The following is a 17,464-nucleotide window of genomic DNA, read 5'->3' as shown; positions in this document are numbered from 1 at the left end:
TTGTACGCTTTTGGCTACCGTACTTTGCTTGCTTCCCTGGATTAGGGGCAATCCCAAAAGCCGTTAAACCGGGCATATGGGTACCCCTTTTTGATGATTGCGAAATTTACTCGCTTTCCGCACGCGTCGCGAGCCTCCTCGCTCGTCCCTCAAGCACACTGGGTCTCTTCTTGCTCGCTTTTCCCGCAGGAGTCTCAGAAATTAGTGATCATTATATATCCTCAGCTTTTCATAGGATGTTGGGATTGCCCCTTATCTAGGTGGAGATATTAAAACCTAAATATCTTGCTTAAATTCCCTATTGCTGATGAAGTGCTCGTATACAGGCTAATAGATCCCTGTTTTGCCCCGATTGACGGGCGTGCAGGCTGTTTGAACAGCTAGGCGTATTTTAAGGCTTGTTTTAATTCACGCTGCTTTCTCGCACTTCTTGCTTGGTGTTTCAGATAAGCCTCTCTTAACGTCCGGTTGAGAATCCCTTGCTTTATTTTTACCATGACTTCTCCGCTTTCTTTGCTCCAATGCATCCCCCGTTTTTTCATCCGGAATGAGATGTGCCTTTGGTTTGATTCCATCGCTCCCAGACCTCTCGCGTCGCTAGGCGTATTCTCCACTTTCTCTCTCCAGTCAGAATGAGGTCCCCGTTTCTTTAGATGTAAAAACGAAACTCCTTCACTTTCTTAAGGCTCTTCTCATCCACGTGCTCTCATAAATGTCTAAATACAACGTGAACTGTCCAAAATCATTGGATTTTACCGCTTTTTTACCTGTTCCTTCACTTCGCTTTTTCCGCCCCCCAAATGTCTTGACTAAGGCCTGTATTACAATGAAAAGAAGATGCGCGGTTAATCATTGCGCATCTTCTTTCTATGTTTTTTATGATTTTGGGAGCATCGTCAACGAAAGTCTTCCTTTTTGGACGTCGACATTTTCCACCCAGACGGTGACAATATCGCCTACCGAGACGACATCAAGCGGATGTTTGACATGTCCTTTGTTTAATTTTGAAATATGGACAAGCCCGTCTTCTTTCACGCCCACATCAACAAATGCGCCGAAGTCGACAACATTGCGGACGGTTCCCTGCAGCTCCATTCCCGGCTTTAGATCTTCCAGCTTCAAAATATCCTTCTTCAACAGCGGTTTCGGCAGTTCATCGCGCGGATCGCGGCCCGGCCTTGTGAGCGCATCGAAAATATCGTGCAGCGTCGGTTCGCCGATCCCAAGTTTTCCGGCCGTTTCGGCAATGGAAAGCTGCTTAAGCGATTCTTTCAGCTTCTCTGTGCCGAGATCCGATGTGGACATGCCAAGTTCCTCCAGCAATTTTCTTGTAGCCGGATAGCTTTCCGGGTGGATCGGCGTTTTATCCAGCGGTTCATCCCCATCTGTAATGCGGAGAAAACCGATGCTCTGCTCGTATGTTTTTGCACCGAGCCGCGGAATGTTTTTCAGTTCTGCGCGGTTTTTAAACTTGCCATTCTCATCCCGGAAATTCACGATATTGTTGGCAACTGTAGCGCTGAGGCCCGAAACATACTGTAAAAGGGACGGGGAAGCGGTGTTTATATCGACACCAACTTGGTTGACCACCGTTTCCACAACAAAAGTGAGCGATTCACTCAGTTTCTTTTGCGAGACGTCGTGCTGATATTGCCCGACCCCGACCGATTTCGGATCGATTTTTACGAGCTCGGCCAGCGGATCCTGGAGCCTACGTGCAATCGATACGGCACTTCTTTCTTCGACATGGAGGTCCGGAAATTCTTTGCGTGCGAGGTCGGAAGCGGAATAGACACTTGCCCCCGCCTCATTGACAATCGTGTAGGAAACGTCTCCGCCGATTTCTTTTAAAATTCCGGCGACGAACTGTTCGGTTTCCTGGGAAGCCGTGCCGTTTCCAATGGCGATCACTTCAATATGAAAACCGCGAATAATGCCCTTCAAAATTGCTTTCGCTTCTTCCGTTTTCAGTTTCGGCGGATGCGGGTAAATGACGCCGATTTTCAGAACCTTGCCTGTTTCATCTACTACAGCGAGTTTGCAACCTGTCCGGTAGGCGGGATCAACCCCGAGCACCGTCTTTCCTTTTAAAGGCGGCTGTAGAAGCAGGTTCTTCAAGTTTTCCGAGAAAATGTGGATCGCACGGTCTTCCGCTTTCTCAGACAGTTCATTGCGGATTTCCCTTTCAATCGCAGGTTGGATGAGCCGTTTATAGCCGTCTTCCACCGCTTCCTTGACAATCCCGGCCGTAATCGAAGCCTCATTGCGGACCACTTGCCGGTTCAGATAATCCAGAATACGTCCGGTATCGGCCTTCACAGATACCCGGAGAATGTTTTCCTTCTCGCCGCGGTTAAGCGCTAAAACGCGGTGGGGAACGATTTTCCGTACCGGTTCTTCGTATTCGTAATATATTTCATACACTTTTTTCTCATCTTTTTCTGGATCTTTCACTGTGCTTGAGATGATTCCCGTTTTAAATGTTTCCGAACGGATCAAACCGCGATATTTCGGCTCGTCCGATACGATTTCAGCAATGATATCTTTTGCCCCCTGCAGCGCTTCCTCAGCGGATGCAACCTGCTTTTCCTCTGATATGTATGATTCGAGTTCGGCCTTTAGATCCCCTTCGGCAGGAAAAGACAGCATCCATCGCGCCAATGGTTCCAGCCCTTTTTCTTTTGCGATCGTTGCTTTTGTCCGCCGCTTCTGCTTATACGGGCGGTACAGGTCTTCTACAAGCTGAAGCTTATCGGCATTCAAAATTTTCCCTTTCAGCTCGTCCGTTAATTTTCCCTGCTCTTCAATTAAGCGCATTACTTCTTCTTTCCTCTGTTCCAGATTTTGCAGATAATTCCAGCGCTCCATAATGTCCCGGATCTGCACTTCATCAAGCGCCCCGGTCATTTCTTTCCGGTAGCGGGCGATAAACGGCACAGTGTTTCCGCTTTCGAGCAGCTCAATCACATTTCGGATGCTTTTTTCCGAAAACTGTAGTTCCTTCGCCAGCCTGCGGAGAAGCCTTTCATTTTTTTCATTCAAATCAAAACACCACATTTCCTGAACAAATTCAAAACCGTTCTTTTGCTATTTTACCACGGTTTTTGCCGCGAAAAAATTTGTCCAAAATAAAAAAGCTTGCCGCTTACCGCAAGCGCCCGATAATAAAAGTGGCATCGTCATCCATTGCCTGCTGTTTCTTTAACTGGTCGGCAATCAGTTCAATCGATTCGCATTTTTTTAAAAAAGCTTTGACATCCCGTTCTTTTACGCCATCGGAATGGATGATAAATTTGGAGTTTGACTCATAATCAAATGTCTCGGTTTTAAAATGCTGCGGTTTTCCGGATAAATACCCGGTAATCGGCAGCGGATAGGTAAGCCTGCCGCTTGGGGAATACATGTAAAAGCGGATGTTGCCGACACAGCTGTAAACAAATTTGCGTGTTTGAAAGCAAACTTTCAAAATGGCAACAGCCGCCCCCCTCTTCCGGTACAAGGCACGGTTGCATGCTTTCATCAACGCTTCGACATCTTCGTCCGATTGCTCTTTGACTGCTCTTGCGACAGCCTGAGAAGAGTAGTAGGCATATTCCCCACTACCCAGCCCATCCGCCAGCACGCATAAGAAATTATCATCAGTTGCCTTCATAAAGTAGGCATCCCCGCATAATTCCCTGCCAGCCTTTGTTGTTTGGAATCCGTACACTTCTACTGCCTTCGAGCTAAGATAGTTCATAATGGCTAATTCTCCACATGCTGTAATTCACCTTCAATGGCATCCCGCAGTTTTTTTATGGCACGGCGCTGCAGGCGCGAGACATGCATTTGCGAAATCCCCAATTTCTCACCCGTATCTTTTTGGCTCATGTTTTCAATATACGTGTAGTGGATGATTTGGCGTTCCCTGTCACTCAATACATGAAGTACTTTTTCAAGCACGAGCCGCTGATTGACTTTTTCATAACCGTCGTCTTCACTGCCGACCATATCGAGCAGGGTAACGGTGCTGCCGTCTGAATCCGATTCAATGGAATGGTCAACGGAAAGCGCATGGTAGCTTTTGCTTATTTCCATCGCTTCCAGAACTTCTTCTTCCGAAATCTCAAGGCATTCGGCAATTTCGGCAATTTTTGGAGAGCGTTGCAGTTCGTTCGTCAATGTTTCAACGGCAGCCTTGATCCGCGGTCCGAGTTCTTTGATCCGGCGCGGGACATGGACACTCCATGTTTTATCCCTCAGAAATCTTTTGATTTCCCCGATGATGGTCGGAATGGCAAATGATTCAAAGCTTTTCCCGACATTCGGGTCAAAGCGCTGGATGGCGCCGAGCAGGCCAATGATCCCGACCTGGAAAATGTCCTCCTGGTAGGCTTTTCCTTTTGAATATTTGCGGGCCAGCGATTCCACAAGTTTTTTATAATGCGCGACAAGCATTTCCTGTGCCTCTTTGTCGCCGTTTTGCTGATAAGATTGAATCAATTGATTGACATCAATCTGATCAGGTTGAGGCAGTTTTGACATTCGTCTCCACCTGCTCCCCTTGAAGATACTTGGTCATCATGACTGTAATCCCGCCATCATAGTGTATGCGGACTTCATCCATTAAACTTTCAATGAGATAAAGGCCCAAACCTCCTTCTCTCATCAATTCAATTTGTACATCTTCCGTGTACGGCCCTGCGAACTCTTTTACTTTATCAACATCAAAACTTTCTCCTTTATCGGATACCATAACTTCCAAGCGGTTGGGGTAGACGCTGAAGTCGATATTGACTTCCCCGTCTTCTTTATCTTTATAGGCATGCTGGACTGCGTTGGTGATCGCTTCACTTGTGGCGATTTTCAAATCCTCGATGAGTTCGTAGTCAAATCCCATGCGGCTTGCAATACCGGAAATGGTGAGGCGGATAACCCCTACATATTCCGCTTTAGCAGGGATTTTCATACAGATATGATCAAACTCCTCCATGTTTCACACTCCACCTTCTATTTCGGTATTAATCTTCATGATGTCAGAAAGTCCAGTGATATCGAACAGCCGTTTCAACCGGTCGGAAAGGCCCGTCAGCGTGAGGGCACCGTCATTTGCCCGCAAGCTTTTAAACAAGCCGACCAAAACGCCTAAACCGGTACTGTCCATGTAAGAAACATGGGTTAAGTCTATCAAAACTTGCAAACCTTTTTTGCCTTCATAAGGTTTAAATACCTCCCTTAATTTTGGAGCTGTGAATGCGTCGATTTCCCCAGATATTGCTACATTTAAGGCATTTTGCTTTTCCCGGACGTTTACTGCAAAATCCATTTCTTTCACCTCTTTAACATTCAGCACTAAATGGATATTACCCTATCTGTATTGGTTAAAACCTGTTTATGCCGTTCTTTTTAAAATTAACAGGGTAAAATCGTCTCGCAGCTCGAATTCCTGCCATCTTTCCAGTTCCCTGTATACATTTTCAACGATTTCCTGCGCGCATAGCCGGATATTTTTCCGGATTAACGCTGTAATGGTTTCCCTGCTGATAAACCCTTCCTTTGTCCGGCATTCGGTCACGCCGTCCGACAGCAGCACAATCATGTCCCCCGCCATCACATTTCTTGTATATTGGCGGTATTTTGTCTTTTTTTCAATGCCTAAAAGCAGTCCCTTCGCTCTCAAATCTTCAAATTCGTCCGTTGCCGCATGATAGTAAAAACCGGGCTCATGTCCGGCTGATGAATAAGAAAATTTATGTAACACCGGATCATACATGCCGTAAAACATTGTAACAAACATGCTCGGATCGACATTTTGTTCAACAACCCGGTTGAGGTTTTCCAAAATGACGTGCGGCTCGTGGCTGTATTCTGGCAGACTGTCCATCGAATATTTAATCATTGACATGCAAAGCGCCGCCGGAATGCCCTTGCCGATGACATCCGCTATCGCAATGCCGATGCGGCGGTTATCGTCTTCAATAAAGTTATAATAATCCCCGCTCATTTGTTTTGCCGGCACACTGATCACCCCGATATCGATCCCGTCCTGTTCCGGTATCCGTGCCTTCAACAGGGTTTGCTGCATATTGGCTGCAATTTCAATTTCGCTTTTCAGTTCCCTTTGCTTGTTTCTCAAAACTTGCTGCTCACGGTAGACCAGCCCGTAGGCGAGCATCACTTCAAGCAGAACGTCAAAAGACTGTTGTACATACTCGGGGAGATTCGGGTCGATTTGCTGCATGACGGAGCGGTGGCACATGATCATATCTTCGGGGGAGATACGGTTTTCGATCAATTTCCGGCTGAACTTTTCGCATTGGTATAATACTTGTTCATTCGGATGCTGTAAAAAATGCTCGAGAATTTCTTTATATTCTTTTTCCATCGTCTCATGAAAATCCATACTTTCCCTCCTAGCGAACCCATTTGATCGCCGTTACAGTGGTGCCTTTATTCGGCGCTGAATCAATGTCGAATTCATCCATCAGACGCCGCACGCCCGGGAGACCCGCCCCCAAACCACCGGACGTGGAGTAGCCGTCCTCCATTACTTTTCGGATATTTGCGATGCCCGGGCCTTTGTCTTCGGCAATCACTTTCAACCCCTGCTTCCCGTTTTGCCGAACTTTTTCGATCCTGATTTCCCCTTGCCCTGCATAAATAAAAATATTGCGGGCAAGTTCGCTAATGGCTGTTGTAATCCTTGCCTGGTCGACGATGCCGAAATTCAGTTCCCTTGCAATGTTTCTCCCCAGCTGGCGGGCGGCCACAATATCCCACTCATTTAAAATCTTTATACAGGAATGGTTATTCATCTATCTAATCCCCCAATTCCTGTTTTAATTTCTCTAAACCGCTCTCAATATCCAGCGCCGTCAGTACATCATCCATGGTGATTCCCAGTTCGATAAGGGTAATGGCAACAGCCGGCTGGATTCCGGTGATGACCACTTTTGCGCCCAGCATTTTCGACATATTGACCACATCACCCAGCACTTTTGCGATAAACGAATCAATAAAGTCGACGGAGGTGAAGTCGATGACAACACCGCTGGCATTCGTTTCGTAAATTTTTTGGAGAAGATCTTCCTGGAACTCCAAAGCTGTCTGGTCATCAAGTTCCCACTGGATGGACACCAGCAGGCAGTTTCCCAGCTTTAAAATTGGTATGCGCATCAATCAACCCTCCCATTTCACAATTTTCCTTCCCGTCATTTCAAGCGCCTGTTCGATTCCTCTTTGCAGGGTGCTGGTTGTTGTGATATGTTTTAAATCGATGCCTAAATCGACAATCGTCTGTGCAATTTCCGGCCGGATGCCGACAAGCATACATTTTGACCCTACAAGCCGTACGGCATCCGCCGCCTGTAAAATATGATGGGCAACGACTGTATCGACAATCGGAACGCCCGAAATATCAATCAGGACAACTTCAGATTTGTTTTGGACAACCCCGTACAACAGATTTTCCATAATCTGCCTCGACCTTTCCGAGTCAATGGTGCCGACCAAGGGCAGTACAGCGATTTTTTCAAATACAGGAATAAGGGGGGCTGACAATTCCTTTAAAGCAATTTTTTGGAGGGAGACGGTTTTTTCCCAGATGGTGGTATACGCATTTACAAATTCATTTTGCACCGAATTCATCCAATCGCGGAAAATCCCCCAAAATTCGAGCTGCCTTTCAAGCCCGACAGGATGGTTGTCCATCATGATCTTATACACGATATCGCCCAAAATCTGGATGCCGGTGGTGGTAAAAGTAAGCGGCCAGCCCAGCATGGCGATCTTTTCGGCAAACTCGCCGAGCTGCTTTTCGTATTTGTGGTTCGTTTTCGTCAGCCACGCAAGAATGACATCGACAAAATCCCGGCTCGTTTTATCAAACATGCTTCCTTCATTCAACCCGAATATGCGGCCGTCGCCTTTCGACTTCATGGTTTTTATCCATTCTTCCAATATTTCATCTTTATGTTTCGGTATATATTCCGCTAAATACGATTGCATGATCAAACCACTCTCCCATAAAAAGATATGAAGGGCGTTTTAATGGCAGCTTGGCCTTGGCAGCATTGCCCGATTTTACGGAAAGGAACCATTTCCTGTGTGGAAAAGAAAGCGAGCAAGGCGTTCCGTTGATGCGCAGAATGCCGGTCCGGGGATTGGCAGCCGTCTCTAAGAATAGGCCGGGTGATCATATTTATTCGCCAAATCCGCTCCGCATATGGCACGCCCGCGGAGCTCCCCGTTCCCGGCTCAGTCACCCCGCAGAAGTCTTGTAAATTTCACAGAACCAAACGATCATAATGAAAACTGGGCCTTCCTTCCGAAAAAGGATCATGGTGGTATATATGTTATTATATCTTTTTTGAAATGTACGCCTTATGTAAATTCCCGTGAACCAAGGTACCGGTATTTACACCGCCGGATAACTGTATTTACTTACCCTCTTTTGCCATTATTTAAACCCGTTTGTCAGAGCTTTTACAGGCAAAACAAAGCAGGATTGCAAAGCATCATTGCAGGCGGCCCGCTGAAAATTCCCGGTAAAGGCATGAAAAAAACGCCCTTTTTTCCAAGAGCGTCTTAAAATTCGACCAATCCCAGGCTGATTTGCAGGGCGTCGTCTATTTTCTCCATCACTTCTTCATCAAGATGCGTAATCTTATCCGTTAAGCGCTGTTTATCGATCGTACGAATTTGTTCAAGTAGTATAACAGAATCCCGTTCCAAACCGTAACGCTTTGCATCGATTTCCACATGCGTAGGCAATTTAGCTTTTTGGATTTGCGCCGTAATAGCAGCAACAATTACAGTGGGGCTAAAACGGTTTCCGATGTCGTTCTGTAAAATGAGTACCGGACGTACGCCTCCTTGCTCAGAGCCGACCACAGGAGAAAGGTCGGCGAAGTACACGTCTCCACGCTTAACAATCAAAGGATTACCCCCCGCTTACTAGGCTTTCAACTGTATGTTCTGCTTCGTATTCAGCCTGGATCGCTTCAGAGGCAATCTCTAAATTGATTTTTGCCATCTCCATGTAACCGCGCCTCATCGACTCACGGATTTGGCGTTTTTTCCGTTCTTTTAAATACATTTTCGTTGCACGGTAAATTAATTCGTTACGATTCATATTTTCGGTTTCGGCAAATCCATCCAGTTCCGTCAATAGCTGCTGCGGCAATCGGACTAAAATTTCTGTTGAAATGGATTCAGACACCTGCTACACCTCCACACGCTAGACACCGTTCCTCGTTCCATTCTAATCATACCATCAAATTAACTATATGCAAAGGCTAAATCACCATTCCTATCTATTATCGGCAAAAAAATCAAGCAATTATTCAAAATTCGCCAAAACATTTTTCAACTTTCAAGGATTGGATTCGACACACCCGCAACGAAGTTCCCGTTTTTTGTAAAAATACGCGGGACGCGGCTGGAAATAGAGCATGTGACCTCGTAATTAATCGTCTCCAGTTTTTCCGCAATCTCATCAACAGAAATGGATAAATCCCCCTGTTTACCAATGAGCGTTGCTTTTGTTCCGACAGAAACCGGATGTGGAAGTTTCACCATGCACTGATCCATGCAGATTCTGCCGACAATCGGCGCTTTCTCCCCCCCGATGATGACTTCCTGGCCCGAAAGCTTCCGGATCCAGCCGTCCGCATAACCGATCGGCAGTGTGGCGATCCATTCATCGCGGGCAGCCGTATAGGTTGCGCCGTAACTAACTGTATCGCCCGCATGAATTTGTTTTACATGCGTAACTTTTGTATGGAGGGAAAACGCCTCTTTTAAAGAAAACGGCAAAATCGGTTTCAACTCCGGAGAAGGGGAAAGCCCGTACATCGCAATTCCGAGCCGGACCGCATTAAACGGCTCCTGGTCAAACCTCAGTGCCGCGGCACTGTTCGCGCAGTGCACATACGGCGGGCGTGATTCCAGGCTTTCAACCATTTTCCGGAACGTGAGGTACTGTTTTTCATATAACGCCGTATCAGTTTCATCGGCCGTCGCAAAATGGGTAAAAATCCCTTCGAAGCGGAAACATGATTCATTGTTCACCGCTTTTTCCACTTCTTTTAATTCTTCTATTGTCCTGACGCCAATCCGGCCCATGCCGGTATCGCATTTAATATGGACGGGAAGCTTTTCCCTTCCTAAATGCCGGCTGGCTTCCTCCAGCCATTCTTTTTGGAAAACGGTAAGCGAAATGGCGTTTTCGGCCGCCACCCCGGCATCTTGCGGACGGGTCACACCTAAAATCAAAATAGGGGCCTTGATTCCTTTTTTTCTTAACGCGAGCGCTTCATCCAGAAAAGCAACCGCAAGGCCTGATGCGCCGGATTCCAGTGCGGTTTTTGCTACATACTCGGCTCCGTGGCCGTAAGCGTTGGCTTTTACAACCGCAATGATATGCGTATGTTCGGGAAGCAGGCGGCGGACATTCTCAACATTTTCCGCAACCGCATCCAAATCAATTTCTACCCATGTATCCCTGTAAAAAGGATGATCCCCTGTCATTGTTACACTTCCTTTTAATTCTCCAATATATTGATTATCGGATGCAGCCAAGGCAATGTCAATTGTTTTTAAAAGGAAGTTTTTTAAAGTTGTCGTAAAGCAGAAAGATTTTCCGGTAAAACAGAAAAAACTAGGCAAAAAAGTTTAGCCTTCGCTGAGTTCCCAACGGCCGGTCCGTTGCCAAATTTTGGGGAAACGATTTTTGGAAAGATGCCAAGGACCATTCTACGGTTGAATCTTTAACAAAACGGTCCGATATGAACGAAACTGTCAAGGGCCCCCCTCTGATCGAGTCCGGATTATTGGCAATCATCCCCCAATACCTTGGCTCATCTCTCCCTTCATCGGCAACAGCGACTGCGATTTTTTCTTTGAAACGTCAAATGTGAATTTCCACATTATTTCAGATTGTGATTTTCAAATTATTCCAGATGTATAATATTCAATACACGGCTTGATATGGAGTGGTGGGCATGGTAGGCTAGTTAGCTTTGGCGATTTTCTTTTTTCTCCTAGCCTCATCGCCATCAAGCCATGCCCACAGAAGCTCCATGTCAAGCCGCCAAATGGCATCATTATCCGTAATATACAGTGCATATGCTTAATTTTTCGTGAAAAATCTGGAGTAATTTGAAAAAAACCGACTGTCTTTTGCCGAAATAATGTGCCCGTTTACAGTCAAATCCCGCGTATTTTATGGTATCATTTATAGTAGCTAGCTCCTTCCGTTATGTAGCTCTCATTTAGTAACTTTTCTAATTACCATTTTACTAAATTAACCTACGATATAACGAGTAGGGGCTAGTTTCGTTCATTATAACTTAGGCACATTCCAGGAACCATTTTTCAAAGATAATGTTTTAACGAAACGGCCCTTAGGAAGGTTCAATTCAGGAAAATATCTTTTCATTCAGACAAAACAAGTCTGCCCGTACTTTTGGACAGCCCTTCTTTATCTTAAAACCGCTGTTCCGTCCGGCTGATAATGTCTTCCTGCTTCTCAGAACCGTTTCTACGGAGAAAATTTTGCTTTATAATGAGAAAACCCGTCGAGAAAAATGAATTTCTCAACGGGTTTTCTGGTTTAAAAAGAACTTTTGGACAGACCCTTGTATTTTGCCTATTTTTCCGGTTCACCCCCGACAGACTGGGCGATTTCAATCATTTCAGCTGCTGTGAGCGACTTCGATGCAAGCGTATACTCCACCCCGTTTTCCGTCCAGGACAGCGAATCGCCTGTCATCGTGCCGATCGTAAAGCCGAGGTCGGCAATTTTCCCGTTTGCCGGAATCGCTTCCGTTGAAACGGCTGGAAGCACTTCCGCTTTTTCCTCAATCAGCGTGTACATCTTATCCCCTGTATAGGTAAGGATGACGCGCTTGCCGTCTGCCGTGGCGACTTCCTGCTCATCCAAAAGCGTCGTATGCCCGATTTTTGCGGTCGGATACTTAACCGAAAACTCTTTATTTCCGACTTTTGCATCGACTGGCACTTCGAGTTTCGCGCCCGTCATATTCTTTTTCGTGTCAAAAGCGTTATTGTCAAACTTCGCGTTAAAATCCACTTTCGTAAACAGCACTTTGACGAGCGTATTGCGGTCTGTGTCCATCACTTTTACGCTGACCGGCGCAAGCGTTCTTTTATCAAATGCAATTTGCTGGTACGGGAGCATTTTATGGTTTTGGTAACGCGTTTTTGTCTCAAATACATACTGGTTTTTCTTTACGGTCAATTTCGCATCTTTGTCCTCCAATATATCTTTTACAAGCGATTCATAGAGATAGGCCTGGCTCGTATTATTCGGCCAGTCGCTTTGGAACCTGTAGCTTTTGTTTAAAGCAGGTGTCACAACAAATACGCCCTCTTTATTGCGCAAGATCATTTGGCTCTGCCCTTTATCGGCGTTTTTCAGGTTTACCCGGTAATAGCTCGGCTTGTTATGCCACACTTCAATATCGTATGTCCTCGGTCCATTGCCCATCTTTAACGTCATTTTTGCATTCAGCTTATAACCGTCCATTTTTTCCGCTTTTTCGTTCAGTTTTTCGGCGACATCCTGCGGCGACTTGGCCCCGCAGGCGGAAAGCACAAGAATGGCTGCGAATGCTGCAAGCAAAACCCAATACTTTCTCTTCATCCTTTCAACCCCTTTATTGTCTCAATTCTTATGAAGAGAAAGGCCATTCATCAAAAGCCCTGCCTTGTCTCTCCTCTCTTACTCTGAATATATGAGACAACCCGGGCTTGTATGATGGGAAAATGAAAAAACGTTACGGCTCCCGTTCTTCCAGTATCACTTGGGCAAATGCGTATTCGCGGGTGTGTGTAATCGATAAATGGGCAAGCTCCCCTTTAGGCTTTGAAAAATACGGCCGGCCTTTTTCGTCTTTTTTGATCTCAATGTCCTGGAATGATAACGCGACGCCGATCCCTGTGCCGCGTGCTTTTGAAAAAGCTTCTTTTGCGGCAAACCGGCCGGCAAGGAACTCGATTTGCCTGTAACCTTTCAGCGCTTTAAACATTTCCAGTTCGGCTTCTGTTAAAATCCGCTCCGGAAAACGTGGCTGCCTTTCATACAGTTTTTTTATCCTGCCAAGCTCGGCGACATCAATGCCAATCCCTTTAATCAATCGCATCACCTTCTAATTCTTTTTTACAGGCATATGGTATAGATAAGGCTTTTCCAGAAAGGAGTATGACCCATGCTGATCCGCCCGTTCCGTTTTTCTTCCTTTTTCCTGTCTTATCCTGCTGTGTCAGCCATTTTGCTGATCCAATGTATGTTGTTTGCGGCGATGCGGCCGCCCTTTTTCCCGAACATGAAGCTTTTCGAAGCGCTGTCCGGCGTGAACCTGTACATTGCACAGGGGGAGGCCTGGCGCCTTATTTCTCCCGTTTTCGTCCATATCAAGTTCGGCCATTTGCTGATGAATTCTTTTTCGCTCTTGCTGCTCGGGCCTTATTTGGAACATGCCATGGGAAAGTGGAAATTCACCTTGCTCTATTTGGGCAGCGGTTTTTTTGCCAATCTGGCTTCCTTTTTCCTTCTCCCGCTGACCTATAACCATGCCGGGGCAAGCGGCGCCTTGTTCGGGTTGATTGGCGCATACGTCGCCCTCATCCATGTTTTCAGGGAAACAATGCCGAAAACAAGCCGACAAACCATTTTGTCCATCGCCGTCATCTCCGTCGTAATGGCCATGATGCAGCCGGGCGTCAACCATACAGCCCATCTTTCCGGTTTGGTTGCCGGCATGCTGCTTGGGGGCATGCTTTTGAAAAAAAAGGCCCAGTCCCCCGCCTAAAAAAAGCAACGGGCCTCCCGTTGCTTTTTTTATCAAAATAAATCATGTTTAACCGACAGAGAAAGCCGATATATTTGTTGCAGCAAACATCTGCAGCTGATCCTGTTTCGGACAGCCCGCTCATAAAGCTGATGATGCTCTTCTTTTTTTGGCCCCGCCTTGGTTTTCATTAATATGGTTTGCGGTTTGTTGTCGTTCTTCTCGGTTTTCTTCCTTTATTGTAACTGCTGGAAGGTTTCCCTCTTCTGTTATGGTCTTTTTTGTGTGGAAGCGGACGCTCTTCTGTAATGTGGACCGGCGTTTTATCCGGTTCTTTCGTCATCAGTTTTAAAGCAGCCGCTGTCACCTGGACTGGGTCATACGCTTCAAGCAGTTCTTTTGCTACTGCCAAGTATTCATCGATATTGCCTTCTTTAATGGTATCCCCAATGCGTTCCATGGAAAGGCGCTGCTGTCCTTCAAATGCCTCATCCCATGTTGGCGGTCGCATCGGCGTCATTCTTTTTCTCGTTGTTTGTTCAACGGTTCTGAGATAGCCCATCTCGCGCGGCGTGACGAATGTAATCGCCATGCCTTCACGCCCGGCACGGCCCGTTCTTCCGATCCGGTGCACGTATGATTCCGGATCCTGCGGAATATCGTAGTTGTAAACATGCGTCACACCTGAAATATCCAGGCCGCGTGCCGCCACATCGGTTGCTACAAGCACATCAATTTTTCCTTCTTTAAATTTTTTCAAAACCGATAAGCGTTTCGCCTGGCTCAGATCGCCGTGAATGCCTTCTGCCAGATAACCGCGCACGTTCAAGGCGTTTGCCAGTTCATCCACTCTCCGTTTTGTGCGCCCGAACACAATGGCAAGATCCGGAGACTGCACATCCAGGAGCCTTGACAATACATCAAATTTTTCACGTTCCTGGGCTTTAATGTAATACTGTTCAATTAACGGAACGGTCATCTCTTTTGCTTTTACACGGACAAGTTCCGGATTGCGCATGAAGCGCTCGGCAATTTTCCTAATCGGATCTGGCATTGTTGCCGAGAACAAAAGCGTTTGGCGGTCTTCCGGTACATTTGAAAGAATTGCTTCAATATCGTCAATAAAGCCCATATTCAGCATTTCATCCGCTTCATCGAGAACAAGGGTATGCACCTTATCAAGCTTCAGGATGCCACGGTTAATATGGTCAAGAATACGCCCGGGCGTTCCGACGATGATTTGCGGGCGGCTTTTCAACGCCCGGATCTGCCGCTGAATATCCTGCCCCCCGTATACAGCGAGTACGCGAACGTGCGAATCCTGGCCGATGCGGTATAACTCTTCCGACACCTGGATGGCAAGCTCGCGGGTAGGCGCGATGATCATGCCTTGAATATGGTGGTTTCTATGATCAATTTTTTCAATTAACGGAATGCCAAATGCCGCTGTTTTTCCTGTACCTGTCTGCGCCTGGCCGATAATATCTCTGCCTTCCATGCTGAGTGGAATGGTTGCCGCCTGGATCGGTGATGCTTCTTCAAAGCCCATTCTTTTTACGGCTCTTAAAATTGCCGGGCTTAAATCCAACTCTGAAAACTTCGTCAATGCTTCTCAATCTCCTTCTAAACGTTCAACAGGGCCATATCCCTTAAGGGTTTATTCCCTTTTTGGCAAAAAAATATACTCTTATGAGCATTGTCAGCTAAAAGCGTAGACGATGTACGGTTATCGTAACATTAATGCGGCAAGATTTCAATGTATATAAAGAAACGGGGCCCAAACTTGTATAATGAAACGGTTGCATTTATAAGAAGGGCGGCTTGACATGGAATCCGGAGAGCACAATACGCCGCTTTTCGAATTCCGGGGACAGGACTTTTTCAGGTTTGGCGCGGGATGCGGCTGTCCCAAAGCTTGTTTATATTTCCGGAGCGTATCTTTCAATTTTAGTTGTACAGGCCGTTTGCTTTGAATACAAATATACCATACCAATACCATTAGAAAAAAGCGGAGGGGAATATGGAAAGCATAATCAGTTATATATTTTTAGGGCTGTCCCTTGCTGCACCGATCGGCCCGATTAATGCCGCCCAAATCGATAAGGGGATTAAAAATGGATTTTTCCATTCATGGCTGCTCGGTATAGGCGCCATGACCGCAGACGGATGTTATATGTTATTGGTTTATCTCGGAGTTGTGCATCTGCTTAGCATTAATTTTGTCAAATCATTCCTTTGGTTTTTCGGATGTTTTGTTCTTACATATACCGGCATTGAAAGCATGGTTGCCGCAAATCAGCCGATTACAGATGATATGAGGAGCAGGGAAAAACTTTACAAATCCTTTTTGACCGGATTTCTCATGTCCTTGACCAACCCGCTGACCATTTTGTTTTGGCTCGGCGTCTACGGTTCCGTCCTTGCAAAAGCGGCTGAATCTGTCGGGCCCCAGCAGTTTCTCCTGTACAGCTGTGCCATTTTCATCGGCGTGGCGTTGTGGGACTTTTCCATGGCCGCCGTCTCAAGCAGCTTTGGAAAATTGTTAACCAATCGTTTGATTCATTTGATTTCAAAAGTTTCCGGGCTATCCCTTGTTGGCTTTGGCATTTATTTCGGCATTCAGGCAGTGAAGAGCCTTTAACAGCGGTTGATTGTGGGATGAATGCAGTCCGCGTGCCCGCCCGCTTCCGCAAAATAGGAAATGAGTAAAATTGCCGGTCCGTGGGTCGCGGAGCATTGGATTTTTACAAAGGGTACAACTCGGGTGCGAGTCTAAATTTTATAGATTTTTTGGAAAAAAATGTAAAAAAATCGCATTAATGAATACTTTAAGGGGTATGCCATCACACTTGTATTCCTCTCATTGATTTCTTGCAAAAGAAAAGCCAGCGGAAATCATAAAAATATCAGCAGCCGCATCATTCGTTACACCCGGGGGTAATCAATTTTGTCTTCCCGCCCTGGGATGCAAAACGGCAGCTTCATCGGGAAATTGAGCTTATGAGAGGAATTCATGGTGTTCAGCCGGTAGTGGTCGTGGACGAGGCCCATCTTCTTGATCGGGAAATGTTGGAGGAAGTCAGATTCCTGCTGAACTTCAAAATGGATGCCCAAAGCCCTATGAGCCTGATTCTTGTCGGACAAAGTGAATTATGGGACCGCCTGCGCCTCCAATCCTTCACAGCAATCCGCCAAAGGATTGATATTCAATTCAAACTGGGGCATTACGACAGAGCTCAATCTGCAGAATATATTGCCATGCATTTACAATATTCAGGAGTAACTGAGCAAATTTTCACAGATGTAGCTTTAGATGAAATCCATCGTTTTTCCGGGGGAGCCGCAAGGATCATCAACAAGATTTGTACCCACTGTCTACTTTACGGAGCACAAAACAGGCATCGAATCATTGACGATCATATGGTAAAACGTGTGATTGAAGGGGAACTTTCGTGAAATGACAATGATTTAAATTTAAGTATTAAACTCATAGGGGAAGCCACAATAAAGCGCAAACTGGCTTCCCCCTTAATTGACAACAATTCCGTCAATTTCTGGACAAATAACACCGTCAATTTCCTGCCATTTTGGGGCGCAAGTAACAGAATATTACGTAAAATTAGATAATCACAATTGTAAATCATCAGTTTGAATACATTGTGATGAAGTAT

Annotated in this window: 18 protein-coding genes and 1 pseudogene; 3 read left to right on the top strand and 16 right to left on the bottom strand. The window is 46.0% G+C overall.

Annotated elements, in window-relative coordinates; genetic code table 11:
- Window positions 1-269: 269 nt before the first annotated feature.
- From GBH70_RS17395 to acpS, 15 genes and pseudogenes are all read right to left on the bottom strand, one after another.
- Window positions 270-825 (bottom strand): annotated as a pseudogene (locus GBH70_RS17395) (UPF0236 family transposase-like protein); the annotation flags it as partial.
- A 51-nt stretch (window positions 826-876) separates the two neighbouring features.
- A complete protein-coding gene (locus tag GBH70_RS15210) occupies window positions 877-3,057 on the bottom strand; it encodes a Tex family protein (protein WP_151681824.1) in 2,181 nt (726 codons plus the stop codon).
- Between the two features lie 88 nt (window positions 3,058-3,145).
- Window positions 3,146-3,739, bottom strand: coding sequence for a PP2C family serine/threonine-protein phosphatase (locus tag GBH70_RS15205; RefSeq protein ID WP_151681823.1), 594 nt, complete (start codon window positions 3,737-3,739; stop codon window positions 3,146-3,148).
- Between the two features lie 5 nt (window positions 3,740-3,744).
- Window positions 3,745-4,524 carry an RNA polymerase sigma factor SigB gene (gene sigB, locus GBH70_RS15200; protein WP_151681822.1) on the bottom strand — a complete coding sequence of 260 codons (780 nt, stop codon included), beginning with the start codon at window positions 4,522-4,524 and terminating at the stop codon, window positions 3,745-3,747.
- Window positions 4,502-4,972: an anti-sigma B factor RsbW gene (gene rsbW / locus GBH70_RS15195; RefSeq protein ID WP_151681821.1), complete on the bottom strand. Its 471-nt coding sequence runs from the start codon at window positions 4,970-4,972 to the stop codon at window positions 4,502-4,504. Before rsbW ends, sigB begins: the two co-directional genes overlap by 23 nt.
- 3 nt (window positions 4,973-4,975) lie before the next feature.
- Window positions 4,976-5,305: an anti-sigma factor antagonist gene (locus GBH70_RS15190; RefSeq protein WP_151681820.1), complete on the bottom strand. Its 330-nt coding sequence runs from the start codon at window positions 5,303-5,305 to the stop codon at window positions 4,976-4,978.
- Window positions 5,306-5,371: 66 nt separating this feature from the next.
- The gene (locus tag GBH70_RS15185; protein ID WP_151681819.1) at window positions 5,372-6,382 is read right to left on the bottom strand and encodes a PP2C family protein-serine/threonine phosphatase; all 1,011 of its coding nucleotides are present in this window, start codon (window positions 6,380-6,382) and stop codon (window positions 5,372-5,374) included.
- A 10-nt stretch (window positions 6,383-6,392) separates the two neighbouring features.
- Window positions 6,393-6,794, bottom strand: coding sequence for an anti-sigma regulatory factor (locus GBH70_RS15180; RefSeq protein WP_151681818.1), 402 nt, complete (start codon window positions 6,792-6,794; stop codon window positions 6,393-6,395).
- A gap of 4 nt (window positions 6,795-6,798) precedes the next feature.
- Window positions 6,799-7,155 (bottom strand): STAS domain-containing protein, encoded by a 357-nt coding sequence (locus GBH70_RS15175; protein WP_151681817.1) that lies wholly within the window; start codon window positions 7,153-7,155, stop codon window positions 6,799-6,801.
- Window positions 7,156-7,158: 3 nt separating this feature from the next.
- Window positions 7,159-7,986, bottom strand: coding sequence for an RsbT co-antagonist protein RsbRA (rsbRA, locus tag GBH70_RS15170; protein ID WP_151681816.1), 828 nt, complete (start codon window positions 7,984-7,986; stop codon window positions 7,159-7,161).
- A 579-nt stretch (window positions 7,987-8,565) separates the two neighbouring features.
- Window positions 8,566-8,916 carry a type II toxin-antitoxin system PemK/MazF family toxin gene (locus GBH70_RS15165; protein WP_013860680.1) on the bottom strand — a complete coding sequence of 117 codons (351 nt, stop codon included), beginning with the start codon at window positions 8,914-8,916 and terminating at the stop codon, window positions 8,566-8,568.
- A 4-nt stretch (window positions 8,917-8,920) separates the two neighbouring features.
- Window positions 8,921-9,199, bottom strand: a complete 279-nt coding sequence (locus GBH70_RS15160; protein WP_151681815.1) for a CopG family ribbon-helix-helix protein — start codon at window positions 9,197-9,199, stop codon at window positions 8,921-8,923.
- Window positions 9,200-9,345: 146 nt separating this feature from the next.
- Window positions 9,346-10,509, bottom strand: coding sequence for an alanine racemase (gene alr, locus GBH70_RS15155; protein WP_151681814.1), 1,164 nt, complete (start codon window positions 10,507-10,509; stop codon window positions 9,346-9,348).
- Between the two features lie 1,120 nt (window positions 10,510-11,629).
- Window positions 11,630-12,646, bottom strand: a complete 1,017-nt coding sequence (locus tag GBH70_RS15150) for a LolA family protein (RefSeq protein ID WP_151681813.1) — start codon at window positions 12,644-12,646, stop codon at window positions 11,630-11,632.
- A gap of 133 nt (window positions 12,647-12,779) precedes the next feature.
- On the bottom strand, window positions 12,780-13,139 hold the full coding sequence (gene acpS, locus GBH70_RS15145; RefSeq protein ID WP_151681812.1) for a holo-ACP synthase: 360 nt from the start codon (window positions 13,137-13,139) through the stop codon (window positions 12,780-12,782).
- Window positions 13,140-13,211: 72 nt separating this feature from the next.
- On the opposite strand from acpS, the gene GBH70_RS15140 reads away from it, so the two are divergent.
- Complete coding sequence (locus GBH70_RS15140; protein ID WP_151681811.1) at window positions 13,212-13,814, top strand: rhomboid family intramembrane serine protease; 603 nt, start codon at window positions 13,212-13,214, stop codon at window positions 13,812-13,814.
- 169 nt (window positions 13,815-13,983) lie between these two features.
- Here the strand turns inward: GBH70_RS15140 and cshA are convergent, their stop codons facing one another.
- A complete protein-coding gene (cshA, locus tag GBH70_RS15135) occupies window positions 13,984-15,399 on the bottom strand; it encodes a degradosome RNA helicase CshA (RefSeq protein WP_151681810.1) in 1,416 nt (471 codons plus the stop codon).
- Window positions 15,400-15,813: 414 nt separating this feature from the next.
- Between cshA and GBH70_RS15130 the strand changes: the two genes are divergently transcribed.
- Window positions 15,814-16,434, top strand: a complete 621-nt coding sequence (locus GBH70_RS15130; RefSeq protein WP_151681809.1) for a LysE family translocator — start codon at window positions 15,814-15,816, stop codon at window positions 16,432-16,434.
- Between the two features lie 359 nt (window positions 16,435-16,793).
- Window positions 16,794-17,249, top strand: coding sequence for an ExeA family protein (locus tag GBH70_RS15125; protein WP_253693978.1), 456 nt, complete (start codon window positions 16,794-16,796; stop codon window positions 17,247-17,249).
- The last annotated feature ends 215 nt before the right edge of the window (window positions 17,250-17,464 follow it).

Origin of the sequence: Weizmannia acidilactici (assembly GCF_008974225.1) — a bacterium.
In the GTDB taxonomy this organism is placed as follows: domain Bacteria; phylum Bacillota; class Bacilli; order Bacillales; family Bacillaceae_C; genus Weizmannia; species Weizmannia acidilactici.
Note: the sequence above shows the minus strand (reverse complement) of the source record. Positions and strands in the feature narration are given on the sequence as shown.